This window comes from Streptomyces sp. SID12501 (genome assembly GCF_010550245.1).
In the GTDB taxonomy this organism is placed as follows: domain Bacteria; phylum Actinomycetota; class Actinomycetes; order Streptomycetales; family Streptomycetaceae; genus Streptomyces.
The window spans coordinates 63,653-76,408 of record NZ_JAAGLU010000027.1 but is presented as its reverse complement, the minus strand read 5'-3'; the positions used below and the strand labels follow the sequence as shown (position 1 = coordinate 76,408).

Sequence of the window (12,756 nt, the reverse complement as noted above, 5' to 3'; positions counted from 1 at the left end):
TTACCGCTCCGAAACATCAGAGGACCAGGGAAAACAGTGGTGAAACATGGGCCGACGGCAGGGTGACACCGTGGAACGCCGGACGTCCGCAGGCGTGACACCGTGCAACTCAAACCCGCTCTCCAGGCTTCCTAGGCTCGCCGTACACCGAGTGACCGGAGGTCCCGATGAGCAGGGTGATTCGCGCCGCCATTTTCCAGACTGCCTGGACGGGCGACAAGGAGTCGATGATCCAGGTCCACGAGCAGGCGGTCCGCGACGCCGCGGCGCAGGGTGCTCAAGTCATGTGCTTCCAGGAGCTGTTCTACGGCCCCTACTTCTGCCAGGTCCAGGACAAGGCGTTCTACGAGTACGCCGAGCAGATCCCCGACGGCCCGATCGTCAAGCGCTTCCAGGCGCTCGCCAGGGAACTGGGCATCGTCCTCGTCCTGCCGATGTACGAGGAGGAGCAGCCCGGCGTTCTCTACAACACGGCCGCCGTGATCGACGCCGACGGCTCGTACCTCGGCAAGTACCGCAAGCACCACATTCCGCAGGTCGCGGGCTTCTGGGAGAAGTTCTACTTCCGCCCGGGCAACGCCGGCTGGCCGATCTTCGACACGGCCGTGGGCAAGATCGGCGTCTACATCTGCTACGACCGGCACTTCCCGGAGGGCTGGCGTGCGCTGGGCCTCGAAGGCGCGGAGATCGTCTTCAACCCGTCGGCCACCTCGCGCGGTCTGTCCGCCTACCTGTGGCAGCTGGAGCAGCCGGCGGCTGCCGTCGCCAACGAGTACTTCGTCGGCGCTATCAACCGGGTCGGCGTCGAGGAACTGGGCGACAACGACTTCTACGGAACCTCGTACTTCGTGGACCCGGAGGCGCAGTTCGTCGGCGAGGTGGCGAGCGACAAGGAGACCGAACTCGTCGTCCGCGACCTGGACCTGGCCAAGCTGCGCGAGGTCCGCGACCGCTGGCAGTTCTTCCGCGACCGCCGCCCCGACGCGTACGGCCCCCTGACCGCGCCGTAGTAACAAGTCGACGGCGGGTTCCCGCGCCCCCGAGGGGCGCGGGGCACCGCGCGACCCACCACACACGACCCGCACTTCTCGACACAACCCAGCGGAGCGTAATTTCATGAGCAGCCGTACCGTCATCCGGGGTGGTCTCGTCATCACCGCGTCCGACGAGATCCATGCCGACGTCCTGATCGAGGACGGCCGCATCGTCGCCCTCGCCGCGAGCGGAACCGCGGCCGCAGAGGCCTGGACGGCCGAGCGGACCATAGACGCCACCGGGAAGTACGTCATCCCCGGCGGTGTCGACGCGCACACCCACATGGAACTGCCGTTCGGCGGTACGGCCGCCTCGGACACCTTCGAGACCGGTACCCGGGCCGCCGCCTGGGGCGGTACGACCACGATCATCGACTTCGCCGTGCAGAGCGTCGGCCAGTCGCTGCGCGACGGACTCGACACCTGGAACGCCAAGGCCGACGGCAACTGCGCCATCGACTACGGCTTCCACATGATCGTCTCCGACGTGAACCAGGACACGCTCAAGGAGATGGACCTGCTGGTCGAGGAGGGCGTCACCTCCTTCAAGCAGTTCATGGCCTACCCGGGCGTCTTCTACAGCGACGACGGCCAGATCCTGCGCGCCATGCAGCGCTCCGCCGAGAACGGCGGCCTGATCATGATGCACGCCGAGAACGGCATCGCCATCGATGTGCTGGTGGAGCAGGCGCTGGCCCGTGGCGAGACCGACCCCCGGTACCACGGCGAGGTCCGCAAGGCCCTCCTCGAAGCCGAGGCCACGCACCGAGCCATCAAGCTCGCGCAGGTCGCGGGGGCGCCGCTGTACGTCGTCCACGTCTCGGCGCAGGAGGCGGTCGCCGAGCTGGCACGGGCGCGCGACCAGGGGCTCAACGTCTTCGGCGAGACCTGCCCGCAGTACCTGTTCCTGTCCACCGACAACCTCGCGGAGCCGGACTTCGAAGGCGCGAAGTACGTGTGCAGCACGCCGCTTCGGCCCAAGGACCACCAGGCCGCGCTCTGGCGAGGCCTGCGGACCAACGACCTCCAGGTCGTCTCCACGGACCACTGCCCGTTCTGCTTCGAGGGCCAGAAGGAGCTGGGCCGGGGCGACTTCTCGAAGATCCCCAACGGTCTCCCGGGCGTCGAGAACCGCATGGACCTGCTTCACCAAGGCGTCGTCGACGGGCACATCAGCCGCCGCCGCTGGATCGAGATCGCCTGCGCCACCCCGGCCCGGATGTTCGGCCTCTACCCGAAGAAGGGCACCATCGCCCCGGGCGCCGACGCGGACATCGTCATCTACGACCCCACGGCCGAGCAGATCGTCTCCGCCGAGACGCACCACATGAACGTCGACTACTCGGCGTACGAGGGCAAGCGGCTCACCGGCCGCGTCGAGACCGTCCTCTCACGCGGCGAACTCGTCATCACCGAGCGGGAGTTCACCGGACGTGCGGGTCACGGCGTCTACACCCCCCGCTCCACCTGTCAGTACCTGATCTGAACTAGGAGCAGCGCCCATGGACTTCGGCCTCGTCCTGCAGACCGACCCGCCGGCCTCGCGTGTCATCGAGCTGATGCAGCGCGCCGAGGGCAACGGCTTCACGTACGGCTGGACCTTCGACTCCGCCGTGCTGTGGCAGGAGCCGTTCGTGATCTACAGTCAGATCCTCTCCAGCACCGAGAAGTTGACGGTCGGCCCGATGGTCACCAACCCGGGCACCCGCACCTGGGAGGTCACCGCCTCCACCTTCGCCACCCTCAACGACATGTTCGGCAACCGCACGGTGTGCGGCATCGGCCGCGGCGACTCCGCGATGCGCGTCGCCGGCCGTACGCCCAACACGCTGGCCCGGATCAGCGGCGCGATGAAGGTCATCCGCTCGCTCGGCCGGGGCGACGAGGCCGACCTCGGCGGCACGGTGATCAAGTTCCCGTGGGTGCGGCCGGGCGCCGAACTCCCCGTCTGGATGGCCGCGTACGGCCCCAAGGCGCTCAAGATGACCGGCGAGGAGGCCGACGGGTTCATCCTCCAGCTCTCCGACCTCTATCTGACCGAGTACATGGTCAAGACGGTCAAGGACGCGGCCGTCGCCGCCGGACGTGACCCGTCCGAGGTGAAGATCTGCGTCGCCGCCCCCGCGTACATCACCGAGGACGACTCGCCCGAGGCGCTCGCCCACGCCCGCGACCAGTGCCGCTGGTTCGGCGGGATGGTCGGCAACCACGTCGCCGACCTGGTGTCGAAGTACGGCGAGCACTCCGCCGCCGTACCCGAGGAACTCACCGACTACATCAAGGCCCGCGAGGGCTACGACTACTCCCACCACGGACGGGCCGACAACCCCGACACCCAGTTCGTGCCCGACGAGATCGTCGACCGGTTCTGCGTCATCGGCACCCCCGAGATGCACATCGAGAAGCTCAACAAGCTGCGTGAGCTCGGCGTCGACCAGTTCGCCGTCTACGACATGCACGACGCCCAGGAAGCCGTCATCGACGCCTACGGGTCGACGGTGATCCCGGCCGTCAACGCCTGACGTACCCGAACTCGTCGCTGTGTTACGCACCCACCATCTCCTCCTCCCCGGCGTTCAGGTAGCCGGGGAGGGGGTCAGGACTCCTCCGGGTGTCCTGTGCGCATCCCCCAACGCGCCACCCGCACGGCCTTTCCCGACCCACCTCATTGATTGGCCTGCCCATGACCGACACCGCTCCCACGGCCATACCGCCGTCCTCCCAACTCACCCTCCCCGACGGCCGGGTGGAGATCTCCCCCGACGCGCCCGTTCCCAGCGGGCCGTACGCCAACGAGGACCTGCTGCCGGTTCCGGTCGAGAAGCGCACCTGGAACACGTACAACTTCTCGGCCCTCTGGGTGGGTATGGCCCACAACACGGCCTCCTGGACCCTCGCCTCGGGTCTGATCGCCGTGGGCATGGACTGGAAGCAGGCCGTGCTCACGATCGCCCTGGCGAACGTGATCGTGCTCATCCCGATGCTGCTCACCGGGCACGCCGGGCCCAAGTACGGCATCCCCTTCCCCGTCTTCGCCCGCGCCTCCTTCGGCATCCGGGGCGCCAACCTCCCAGCTGTCGTACGGGCGTTGGTGGCGTGCGGCTGGTTCGGCATCCAGACCTGGATCGGCGGCGAGGCGATCTACTTCCTCGCCGGCAAGCTCATCGGGGACGGCTGGGCGAACGCCTCGCACATCGGGGGCTACGCCTGGACGATGTGGCTGTCCTTCGCCATCTTCTGGGCGATCCAGGTCGCCATCATCTACCGGGGCATGGAGACCATCCGCCGGTTCGAGAACTGGGCCGCGCCCTTCGTGCTCCTCGGCGCCGGCGTGATGCTGTGGTGGATGGCCGACAAGGCCGGCGGCTTCGGCCCGCTGCTCGACCAGCCCTCCAAGCTGGGCTACGGCGCGGACTTCTGGAAGATCTTCGCGCCCGCCCTCATGGGCATGATCGGCTTCTGGTCCACGCTGTCCCTGAACATCCCGGACTTCACGCGGTACGGCAAGAGCCAGAAGGCCCAGACGTGGGGACAGGCGCTCGGTCTGCCGACCACGATGACGCTGTTCGCGTTCCTGTCCGTCATGGTCACCTCGGGCTCGCAGGCCGTGTACGGCGAGGCGATCTGGGACCCGGTACAGCTCGCCGCCAAGACCGACAACGTCTTCGGGCTGCTGTTCGCCCTGGTCACCGTGCTGGTGGCGACCCTGTCCGTGAACGTCGCGGCCAACCTTGTCTCGCCGGCCTTCGACTTCTCCAACATCGCGCCCCGGAAGATCAGCTTCCGGGCCGGCGCGCTCACCACCTGTGTCCTCGGCGTACTGATCTTCCCGTGGAAGCTGTACTCCGACCCGCAGGGCTACATCTTCACCTGGCTCGGCCTGGTCGGCGGGCTCCTCGGCACGGTCGCCGGCATCCTCATCGCCGACTACTGGATCCTGCGCCGCGGCAAGCTCGACCTCGCCGACCTGTACCGGGCGGGCGGACGCTACTGGTACGACAACGGCTGGAACTGGCGGGCGGTCGTCGCCTTCCTGGTCGGTGGCGTACTGGCCGTCGGCGGTGCCGACTTCCACCCGCTGATCGACGGGCGGCCCATCCCGGCACTGTCCTCACTGGCGGACTACGGCTGGGCCGTGGGCCTGGGCACCTCGATGGCGCTCTACCTGGCGCTCATGCTGGCGACCGGGAAGGGGAGGACCGAGTCGGAGGAGAAGACCTGGCTGGAGGAAGAAGACGACGGTCTGACCCCGTGACGTGGTCCGACGGATCTGAGTGACGTGACCTGACGGATCTGATGTTCGGTGGAGGGCGGCCGGTGCTACCGGCTGCCCTCCAGTGCTGCCACCGCGTCCCGGGCGGCCTTGATGGCGCCCTTGTTGATCACATCCGTGCTGGGTGCCTTCTTCGACTCGAAGTCGCTGCCGTTGTACGTGATCACCACCAGCGCGTTCGACGCGCGGACCAGGACCACACCCTCGCGGGTCTGCTGCTTGTCCTCGGTGGTCAGGTTCACGACGGAATAGGCGGCGTCACCGAGACCCGGAACCACCCCGCCGCCGCTCTTCTCCGTCAGGCGGTCCTTGTACGTCTTCTCCGCCGCCGCGTCCGTGTCGGACAGTTCGAACGACACGTCGAGCCAGCGGTAGTCGTACTCCTTGAGCGCGTTCCAGGAGCAGGTACGGCGCGCGTCCGTGTCCGTCGACGGGATCTCCTTGCCGGCTGCCTTGGCGCCCGGGACAAGGGACTTGATCGTTCCCGGGGTCACGGCCGAGCAGGGTGCGGGCGCGGCGGCGAAGGTCTTCGTGGCCGCCGAGGTCGAGGGCGCGGTGGGCGACGCGGACGCGCCCGTGGTGGCCGCCGTCTCGTGGTTGTCGGCCGGCGCGGCGGCGAGCGGGCCCGAGGACAGCGCCCAGCCTGCCGTGGCGAGCACGGCGACGGGCGCCAGACGGGTGGTGAGTGCGAGCGGCAGAGGAAGGCTCAAGGCGCACTTCTCGTGGGGGACGGTGCGGAGGGGGGTCCGCACTCCGGACGGGACGCCAGTGTCACATGACTGCCTGTGGGGCGGAAGTACGAACTCGCTCTGTGGCTGTGCGATGACTGTCACTTGTTGTCGGGCGCCCGGACTGTCCGTCGGAATGCGCAAATCAACACCAATAGAACCCAATTCGCCACTGATGCCATGTATCGCGATGAAGCTCTCATAGGTGATGAGGCAGGCGCATCGATATCGGCTTGCGCAGCTCCACGCCGATCCGGAGGCTTGACGTATGTCCTCCAGATCACCCACCACAGACGTCACGCGTGTCGACCTTCCCGCTGTGCCCGAGGAGATCCTCGCCTACTACGCGCGCGGCAAGGAGGACGCCCGTATCCGGCGGGGTTCCGGCCGGCTGGAGTTCTGGCGGACCCAGGACGTGCTCCGGCGGCTGCTGCCCGCGGCCCCCGCGCGCGTGCTGGACGTCGGTGGGGGCAGCGGAGTGCACGCGGAGTGGCTGGCGCGGGACGGGTACGAGGTCGAGCTGGTCGATCCCGTGCCGCTGCATCTGGAGCAGGCGGGGCGGTTGCCCGGTGTCACCGTGCGCCTCGGGGACGCCCGTGAGCTGCCCGCCGACGACGCCTCCCGCGATGTCGTCCTGATACTGGGGCCGTTGTACCACCTGCCCGAACGACCTGACCGGCTACGGGCGTTGGGTGAGGCGCTGCGGGTCGTCCGGCCCGGGGGACTGGTCGTCGCGGCCACCATCAACCGCCATGCCGCGCTGCACGACCTGCTGCGGAAGGAGCGCTATTTCGACCAGGCTCACCGGGCCCGCACCGACGAGGTCAGCACCACCGGCAGACATGGCGCCGACGGCGGCCTGTTCACGACCGCCTACTTCGCCGAACCGACCGAGGTACCGGCCGAGTTCAGCGAGGCCGGACTCGTCCTGGAGGGCCAGTACGGGCTGGAGGGCGTCGCCTGGCTCATGGGCGGCGTCGAACAGTGGCTGGACGACCCGGAACGCCGCGAGGCCGTCATGTCCGCGACCCGCCGCATCGAGTCCGAACAGGCGCTGCTCGGCGCGAGCGGCCACGTGCTGACGGCGGGACGGCGTCGGCCGTAGCCGAGGGGTGGGCCGGCGCGGGCGGTGCATGGGATGTACCGGGGGAGCGGCGTGAGATACGTACGATCATCGGATCGTGTGCCGCAGTGAAGGAGCCGCCCGTGTTCACCACCCGACCCACGCTCCAGGGCACCTTCGGGATGGTGTCCTCCACACACTGGCTGGCCTCGCAGTCGGCGATGGCCGTCCTGGAAGCCGGCGGCAACGCGTACGACGCCGCCGTCGCCGCGGGCTTCGTCCTGCACGTCGTCGAACCGCATCTCAACGGGCCCGCCGGTGAGGTGCCGATCATCATCGCCCCGGCCGACGGCGAGGTGCGGGTGCTGTGCGGGCAGGGTGTCGCGCCCGCCGGGGCCACGGTCGCGCACTACCGGGGACTCGGGCTCGATCTCGTACCCGGCACCGGGCCCCTCGCCGCCGCCGTGCCCGGTGCCTTCGACGCCTGGATGCTCCTCCTCCGCGACCACGGCACCAAGCCGCTCGCAGACGTCCTCAAGTACGCCGTCGGATACGCCGAGGACGGGCACGCGCCCGTGGAGAACATCGGCGCGACCGTGGAGACCGTACGGGAACTGTTCGAGACGGAGTGGACCTCCTCCGCGGACGTGTACCTGCCCGGCGGACAGGCACCCCGGCCCGGCGAGCTGTTCCGCAATCCCGCGCTGGCCGCCACCTGGAAGCGCCTGCTCGGCGAAGTCGCCGGGGCCGGGGACCGCGTCGCCCAGATCGAGGCGGCACGGGAGGTGTGGCGCAACGGCTTCATCGCCGAGGCGCTCGTACGGCAGTCCGTGCGACCCACCCTCGACACCAGCGGAACACACCACACCGGCACCCTGACAGCCGCCGACCTCGCCTCCTGGTCCGCGTCCTACGAGGCCCCGGCGACCTACGACTGGCACGGCTGGACCCTCTGCAAGGCCGGCCCCTGGAGCCAGGGCCCGGCCCTCCTCCAGCAGCTCGCACTGCTCCCGCCCGAGCTGCCCGAGTACGGGTCCGCCGACTACGTCCACCTGCTGATCGAGGGCTGCAAGCTCGCCATGGCGGACCGGGAGGCCTGGTACGGCGATGCTTCCGGTGGAGGCGGCGTACCGCTCGACGAACTGCTGTCCGACGCCTACAACGCCGACCGGCGGACCCTCGTGGGCGACAAGGCCTCGTACGAGCTACGGCCGGGCAGCCCCGGCGGGCGCACCCCGCGACTGTGCGCACACGCGCGCGTGGTGGCCACGGACGATCCCGGATTCAGCCCCCTGGGGGCCGGGGAGCCGACGGTCGCGGTCGGTGGCCTGCCGGGGGCCGGGGAGCCGACCGTCGCCAAGCACCAGAGCGTCGCCGAGCACTCGGCCTCACCCGGGCCCGGCGAGCCCGAGATCGCCGCCGACGGCTCCACCCGGGGCGACACATGCCACCTCGACGTCGTCGACCGCTGGGGCAACATGGTCGCGGCCACGCCCAGCGGCGGCTGGCTCCAGTCCAACCCCGTCGTACCCGAACTGGGCTTCCCCCTCGGTACCCGGCTCCAGATGGCCTGGCTGGAGGAGGGCCTGCCGAACTCCCTCACCCCTGGCCGTCGCCCCCGGACCACCCTCACGCCCTCCGTCGCGCTGCGCCACGGGGTGCCGGTGCTGGCCTTCGGTACGCCCGGCGGGGACCAGCAGGACCAGTGGCAGCTGCACTTCTTCCTCGCGGTCGCCCTGCGCCCCGAAGTGCGCGGCGGCCTGGACCTCCAGGGCGCGATCGACGCCCCGAACTGGCACAACGACAGCTTCCCGGGTTCCTTCCACCCGCGCGGCATGCGCCCCGGGAGCGTCACCGTCGAGGCCCGCACGGCAGGTGAGGTGATCGAGGAGCTGCGCCGCCGGGGGCACGACGTGACGATCAGCGACGACTGGTCCGAGGGCCGGCTGTGCGCGGTCGCCCGGCACCCGGAGACGGGTGTCCTGTCGGCGGCGGCGAATCCGCGGGGGATGCAGGGGTACGCGGTCGGGCGCTGATGTCCGAATCCTGGTCTTCAGGCGGATTCCATCCGATGTCCACCGGCCCGGCGGGGATTGTCAGTGACGCGTGCTCTCATGGAGACATGATCGAAGAAAACGAAACCATCGAAGAGTTTCTCGCTCGGCACGCGTCCGACGTCGAAGAAGCGGTCCGTGAGGCGGCGGCCGCGGAGATCATGCCGCGCTTCCGGCAGCTCGCCGCCCACGAGGTCGACGAGAAGAGCGGCCCGCACGACCTGGTGACGGACGCCGACCGCAAGGCCGAGCTGTATCTCACCGAGGTGCTGCCCAAGCTGCTGCCCGGCTCCGTCGTGGTCGGCGAGGAGGCTGTGCACGCCAACCCCGCTTCGTACGGGGCGATTCAGGGTGAGGCGCCGGTCTGGATCGTCGACCCCGTGGACGGCACCCGGCAGTTCGTCCACGGCGACCCCGGCTTCTGCACACTCGTCGCGCTCGCACACCGCGGGGTCGTCCGCGCGTCGTGGACGTTCGCCGCGGCCCGCGACCAGCTCGCCACGGCGATCCGCGGACAGGGCGCCTTCCTCGACGGCACACCCCTGCACGCGGGCGCGCCCGAGCCCGGCCGCGACCTCCGGGTGGCCACCTCCCACCCGGACTACACGACGGACGAAGAGAAGCGCGCGCTGCTCGGCCTGTGGACGGACGGCGTCCGGCCGCGCGCCTGCGGCTCGGCAGGCCTGGAGTATCTGGCCATCGCCCGGGGCGAGTTGGACGCCACCGCGTTCTCCTGGGAGGCCGCCTGGGACCACGCCGCGGGCATCCTCCTCGTCGAGGAGGCCGGCGGCGCCCACCTGACCCGCGCGGGCGAGCCGTTCCGCATAACCGGCGGCAACGTCCTGCCGTTCACCGCTGCGCGCGACGCGGCCACGGCTCGCCGGGTGGCGGAGCTGCTGTCGGGCGCAGCCTGATCTGCGGGCGGGCCGAGCTGAAGCGCAGGGTGACGACCTCGAACTCGGCCATGGTGCCCACCGTCGGCCAGTCCGCGGGGTCGAAGGGCAGCCAGGCGATGTCCACGAAGGCGTCCACCGGCAGGTTGATGTCGACGAACAGACCGGTCCGGCCCGCCCCCCACGGCAGCGCGCACACCATGCCGGTGAGCAGGGAGCCCTCCGGCAGCGGGCCGGTGACGTAGTGGCTCAGATGCCGGTGCCGCAGGGCCGTGGACCACGCCCGCTCGAACTCCGGCTCGGTCACGTCCACCGCCTCCGGCGGCACCTCCACGGCGCCCTCGGTGAACGCCCCGTACACGGTCTGGTAGAGCTGGACGCCCAGGCGCCCGAACCGTTCTCGCACGAGCGCCAGTTGGGCCTGTGCGGCGGCCATCGAGGCGCCGCCGGAGGTGGTGCCGTCGGCATTCTGGAGGGGCTCGCAGGTACGCGGGACCTCCAGCGCCGCCTCGAACACCGCCTGCCGCAGCACCCAGCCGTCTTCCTCGACCTCGAACCAGTACCAGGCGGTGTCGTCGGCGTCCTCGCCGGGCGATTGGATGCGGAAACGGCGCGTCATCCGGCCGAGGTTACCCGCGCCGGGCAGTGTCGGTGTCCCGGCATATCCTGATCTGAAATGGCCGTCGGCTGACAAAGGAGTCCGAAGGTGCCGTCGATGCTTGATGCGGTCGTGGTGGGGGCAGGGCCCAACGGGCTGACGGCTGCCGTGGAACTGGCCCGGCGGGGCTTCTCCGTGGCCGTCTTCGAGGCGCGCGACACCGTGGGCGGTGGCGCCCGAACGGAGGAGCTGACGCTGCCCGGCTTCCGGCACGACCCGTGCTCGGCGGCGCATCCGCTCGGCGTCAACTCCCCGGCGTTCAGGGCGATGCCGCTGGCGAGGTACGGGCTGGAGTGGCTGCACGCAGACCTGCCCATGGCCCACCCCTTCCTGGACGGCACGGCCGCGGTGCTGTCCCGTTCCGTGGCCGAGACGGCTGCCTCCTTCGGGCCGCGTGACGCGGGCGCGTACCGCAGGCTGGTCGAGCCGTTCCTCAGCAGGTGGGACACGCTGGCCCACGACTTCATGTCCCTGCCCCTGACCTCACTGCCCCGCGACCCGGTCACCCTCGCCCGCTTCGGACTGGTCGGTCTGCCGCCCTCGACCTGGCTGATGCGCCGCTTCCGCGACGAGCGGGCGAAAGCTCTGTTCGCAGGCCTCGTCGGACACGTCATGGCTCCGCTCGACGGGGTCGCCACCGGTGCGGTCGGCCTGGTCTTCGCGCTGGCGGCACACGCCCGCGGCTGGCCGGTCGCCCGCGGCGGCTCCCAGTCGATCTCCGACGCGCTCACCGCCTATCTGACGGACCTCGGTGGCACCGTCCACACCGACTACGAGGTCAAGCGGCTGGACGACCTGCCACCCGCACGTGCGTACGTCTTCGACACCTCACCCACCGCACTGGCCCGTATCGCGGGCTTCGGCGGCTACTACGAGCGTTATCGCTACGGCGCGGGCGCCTTCAAGATCGACTACGCGCTGGACGGCCCCGTGCCCTGGACCGCGCCGGAGGCCCGCACGGCGACCACCGTCCAGGTCGCCGCGGACAGGGCCGAGATCGACACCGCCCTGCGCGCCGCCTCCCGCGAGGGCAAGGCACCCGACACCCCCTTCCTGATCACCGTCCAGCCGAGCGTCGTCGACCCCTCCCGGGCCCCCGACGGCAAGCAGGTCTTCTGGGCCTACGGACACGTCCCGAACGGCTGGACGGGCGACCTCACCGACGCCATCGAGCGCCAACTGGAGCGCTTCGCCCCCGGCTTCCGCGACCGGGTCCTCGCCCGCGCGACCGCAGGCCCACCCCAACTCGCGGCCCGTAACGCCAACTACGTCGGCGGCGACATCGGATCCGGCGCGGCCAGCGGCCTCCAGCTCGTGCTGCGCCCCAAGCTCTCGCTGTTCCCGTACGCCACCCCACACCCGGCAGTCTTCATCTGCTCCTCGGCCACTCCGCCGGGCCCCGGCGTGCACGGCATGTCGGGACACAACGCGGCGAAGGCCGTCTGGAGAAGGCTGAGGCAGTCATGACCGCCATCACGCTTGTCAAGGGCGACATCACCCGACAGAGTGCCGACGCGATCGTCAACGCGGCGAATTCTTCACTCCTGGGTGGGGGAGGCGTCGACGGGGCGATCCACCGGAGAGGCGGTCCCGAGATCCTCGCGGCCTGCCGAGCGCTGCGCGCCTCGCAATACGGCAAGGGACTGGCCACCGGAAAGGCGGTCGCCACGACCGCCGGCAACCTGGACGCGCGCTGGGTGATCCACACGGTGGGACCCCGGTTCCTCCCCGAGGAGGACCGATCGGCGCTGCTGGCCTCGTGCTATCGGGAGTCGCTGAGGGTGGCCGACGAACTCGGCGCCCGCACGGTGGCGTTCCCGGCGGTTTCCGCCGGTATCTTCGGGTGGCCGATGGAAGACGCGGCTCGTATCGCGGTGGAGACCGTTCGGATCACGGAGACCGAGGTCGAGGAGGCGAGGTTCGTCCTCTTCGACGATCAGGCGTACGAGGCGTTCGCCGCGCAAGTGGACTGCTGACGGCCGGGGTTCGGTCTGCACCCATCGGTGCGGGTGCGGGGGGCGGCTGCCGTGCGCGGTCGACGTTGCCCGGTCCG

11 protein-coding genes are annotated in these 12,756 nt (G+C 70.1%); 9 read left to right on the top strand and 2 right to left on the bottom strand.

The window, feature by feature from the left end; translation table 11 throughout:
- Positions 1-167 precede the first annotated feature (167 nt).
- The 4 genes from G3I71_RS29695 to G3I71_RS29680 all read left to right on the top strand — a co-directional run bounded on the left by G3I71_RS29695 (position 168) and on the right by G3I71_RS29680 (position 5,289).
- Positions 168-1,010: a nitrilase-related carbon-nitrogen hydrolase gene (locus tag G3I71_RS29695; RefSeq protein WP_164319275.1), complete on the top strand. Its 843-nt coding sequence runs from the start codon at positions 168-170 to the stop codon at positions 1,008-1,010.
- Positions 1,011-1,116: 106 nt separating this feature from the next.
- Complete coding sequence (gene hydA / locus G3I71_RS29690; protein WP_164319273.1) at positions 1,117-2,520, top strand: dihydropyrimidinase; 1,404 nt, start codon at positions 1,117-1,119, stop codon at positions 2,518-2,520.
- A 16-nt stretch (positions 2,521-2,536) separates the two neighbouring features.
- Positions 2,537-3,556 carry a TIGR03842 family LLM class F420-dependent oxidoreductase gene (locus G3I71_RS29685; RefSeq protein ID WP_164319271.1) on the top strand — a complete coding sequence of 340 codons (1,020 nt, stop codon included), beginning with the start codon at positions 2,537-2,539 and terminating at the stop codon, positions 3,554-3,556.
- Positions 3,557-3,717: 161 nt separating this feature from the next.
- A complete protein-coding gene (locus tag G3I71_RS29680; protein WP_164319269.1) occupies positions 3,718-5,289 on the top strand; it encodes an NCS1 family nucleobase:cation symporter-1 in 1,572 nt (523 codons plus the stop codon).
- Between the two features lie 65 nt (positions 5,290-5,354).
- On the opposite strand, the gene G3I71_RS29675 is transcribed toward G3I71_RS29680, so the two are convergent.
- Entirely contained in the window at positions 5,355-6,017 is a 663-nt protein-coding gene (locus tag G3I71_RS29675) for a hypothetical protein (RefSeq protein WP_164319267.1), read from the bottom strand.
- A 286-nt stretch (positions 6,018-6,303) separates the two neighbouring features.
- Between G3I71_RS29675 and G3I71_RS29670 the strand changes: the two genes are divergently transcribed.
- The 3 genes from G3I71_RS29670 (at position 6,304) to G3I71_RS29660 (ending at position 10,066) form a co-directional block, all read left to right on the top strand.
- A complete protein-coding gene (locus G3I71_RS29670; RefSeq protein ID WP_164319265.1) occupies positions 6,304-7,140 on the top strand; it encodes a class I SAM-dependent methyltransferase in 837 nt (278 codons plus the stop codon).
- 101 nt (positions 7,141-7,241) lie between these two features.
- On the top strand, positions 7,242-9,134 hold the full coding sequence (locus G3I71_RS29665; protein ID WP_164319263.1) for a gamma-glutamyltransferase: 1,893 nt from the start codon (positions 7,242-7,244) through the stop codon (positions 9,132-9,134).
- A gap of 86 nt (positions 9,135-9,220) precedes the next feature.
- Positions 9,221-10,066, top strand: a complete 846-nt coding sequence (locus G3I71_RS29660) for an inositol monophosphatase family protein (protein WP_164319261.1) — start codon at positions 9,221-9,223, stop codon at positions 10,064-10,066.
- Here the strand turns inward: G3I71_RS29660 and G3I71_RS29655 are convergent.
- Positions 10,002-10,664 carry a hypothetical protein gene (locus G3I71_RS29655; protein WP_164319259.1) on the bottom strand — a complete coding sequence of 221 codons (663 nt, stop codon included), beginning with the start codon at positions 10,662-10,664 and terminating at the stop codon, positions 10,002-10,004. The two genes, G3I71_RS29660 and G3I71_RS29655, sit on opposite strands and share 65 nt — an antisense overlap.
- A 96-nt stretch (positions 10,665-10,760) precedes the next feature.
- Between G3I71_RS29655 and G3I71_RS29650 the strand changes: the two genes are divergently transcribed.
- Together G3I71_RS29650 and G3I71_RS29645 are read left to right on the top strand one after the other, a co-directional pair.
- Complete coding sequence (locus tag G3I71_RS29650; RefSeq protein ID WP_164319257.1) at positions 10,761-12,170, top strand: NAD(P)/FAD-dependent oxidoreductase; 1,410 nt, start codon at positions 10,761-10,763, stop codon at positions 12,168-12,170.
- The gene (locus G3I71_RS29645; protein ID WP_164319254.1) at positions 12,167-12,679 is read left to right on the top strand and encodes an O-acetyl-ADP-ribose deacetylase; all 513 of its coding nucleotides are present in this window, start codon (positions 12,167-12,169) and stop codon (positions 12,677-12,679) included. The genes G3I71_RS29650 and G3I71_RS29645 overlap by 4 nt, the downstream gene beginning before the upstream one ends.
- The last annotated feature ends 77 nt before the right edge of the window (positions 12,680-12,756 follow it).

Coding starts and splice junctions, on each gene's coding strand:
- G3I71_RS29645 (WP_164319254.1), top strand. CDS start 12,167: ATGACCGCCATCACGCTTGTCAAGGGCGACATCACCCGACAGAGTGCC.
- G3I71_RS29670 (WP_164319265.1), top strand. CDS start 6,304: ATGTCCTCCAGATCACCCACCACAGACGTCACGCGTGTCGACCTTCCC.
- G3I71_RS29695 (WP_164319275.1), top strand. CDS start 168: ATGAGCAGGGTGATTCGCGCCGCCATTTTCCAGACTGCCTGGACGGGC.
- G3I71_RS29660 (WP_164319261.1), top strand. CDS start 9,221: ATGATCGAAGAAAACGAAACCATCGAAGAGTTTCTCGCTCGGCACGCG.
- hydA (WP_164319273.1), top strand. CDS start 1,117: ATGAGCAGCCGTACCGTCATCCGGGGTGGTCTCGTCATCACCGCGTCC.
- G3I71_RS29685 (WP_164319271.1), top strand. CDS start 2,537: ATGGACTTCGGCCTCGTCCTGCAGACCGACCCGCCGGCCTCGCGTGTC.
- G3I71_RS29650 (WP_164319257.1), top strand. CDS start 10,761: ATGCTTGATGCGGTCGTGGTGGGGGCAGGGCCCAACGGGCTGACGGCT.
- G3I71_RS29655 (WP_164319259.1), bottom strand. CDS start 10,664: ATGACGCGCCGTTTCCGCATCCAATCGCCCGGCGAGGACGCCGACGAC.
- G3I71_RS29680 (WP_164319269.1), top strand. CDS start 3,718: ATGACCGACACCGCTCCCACGGCCATACCGCCGTCCTCCCAACTCACC.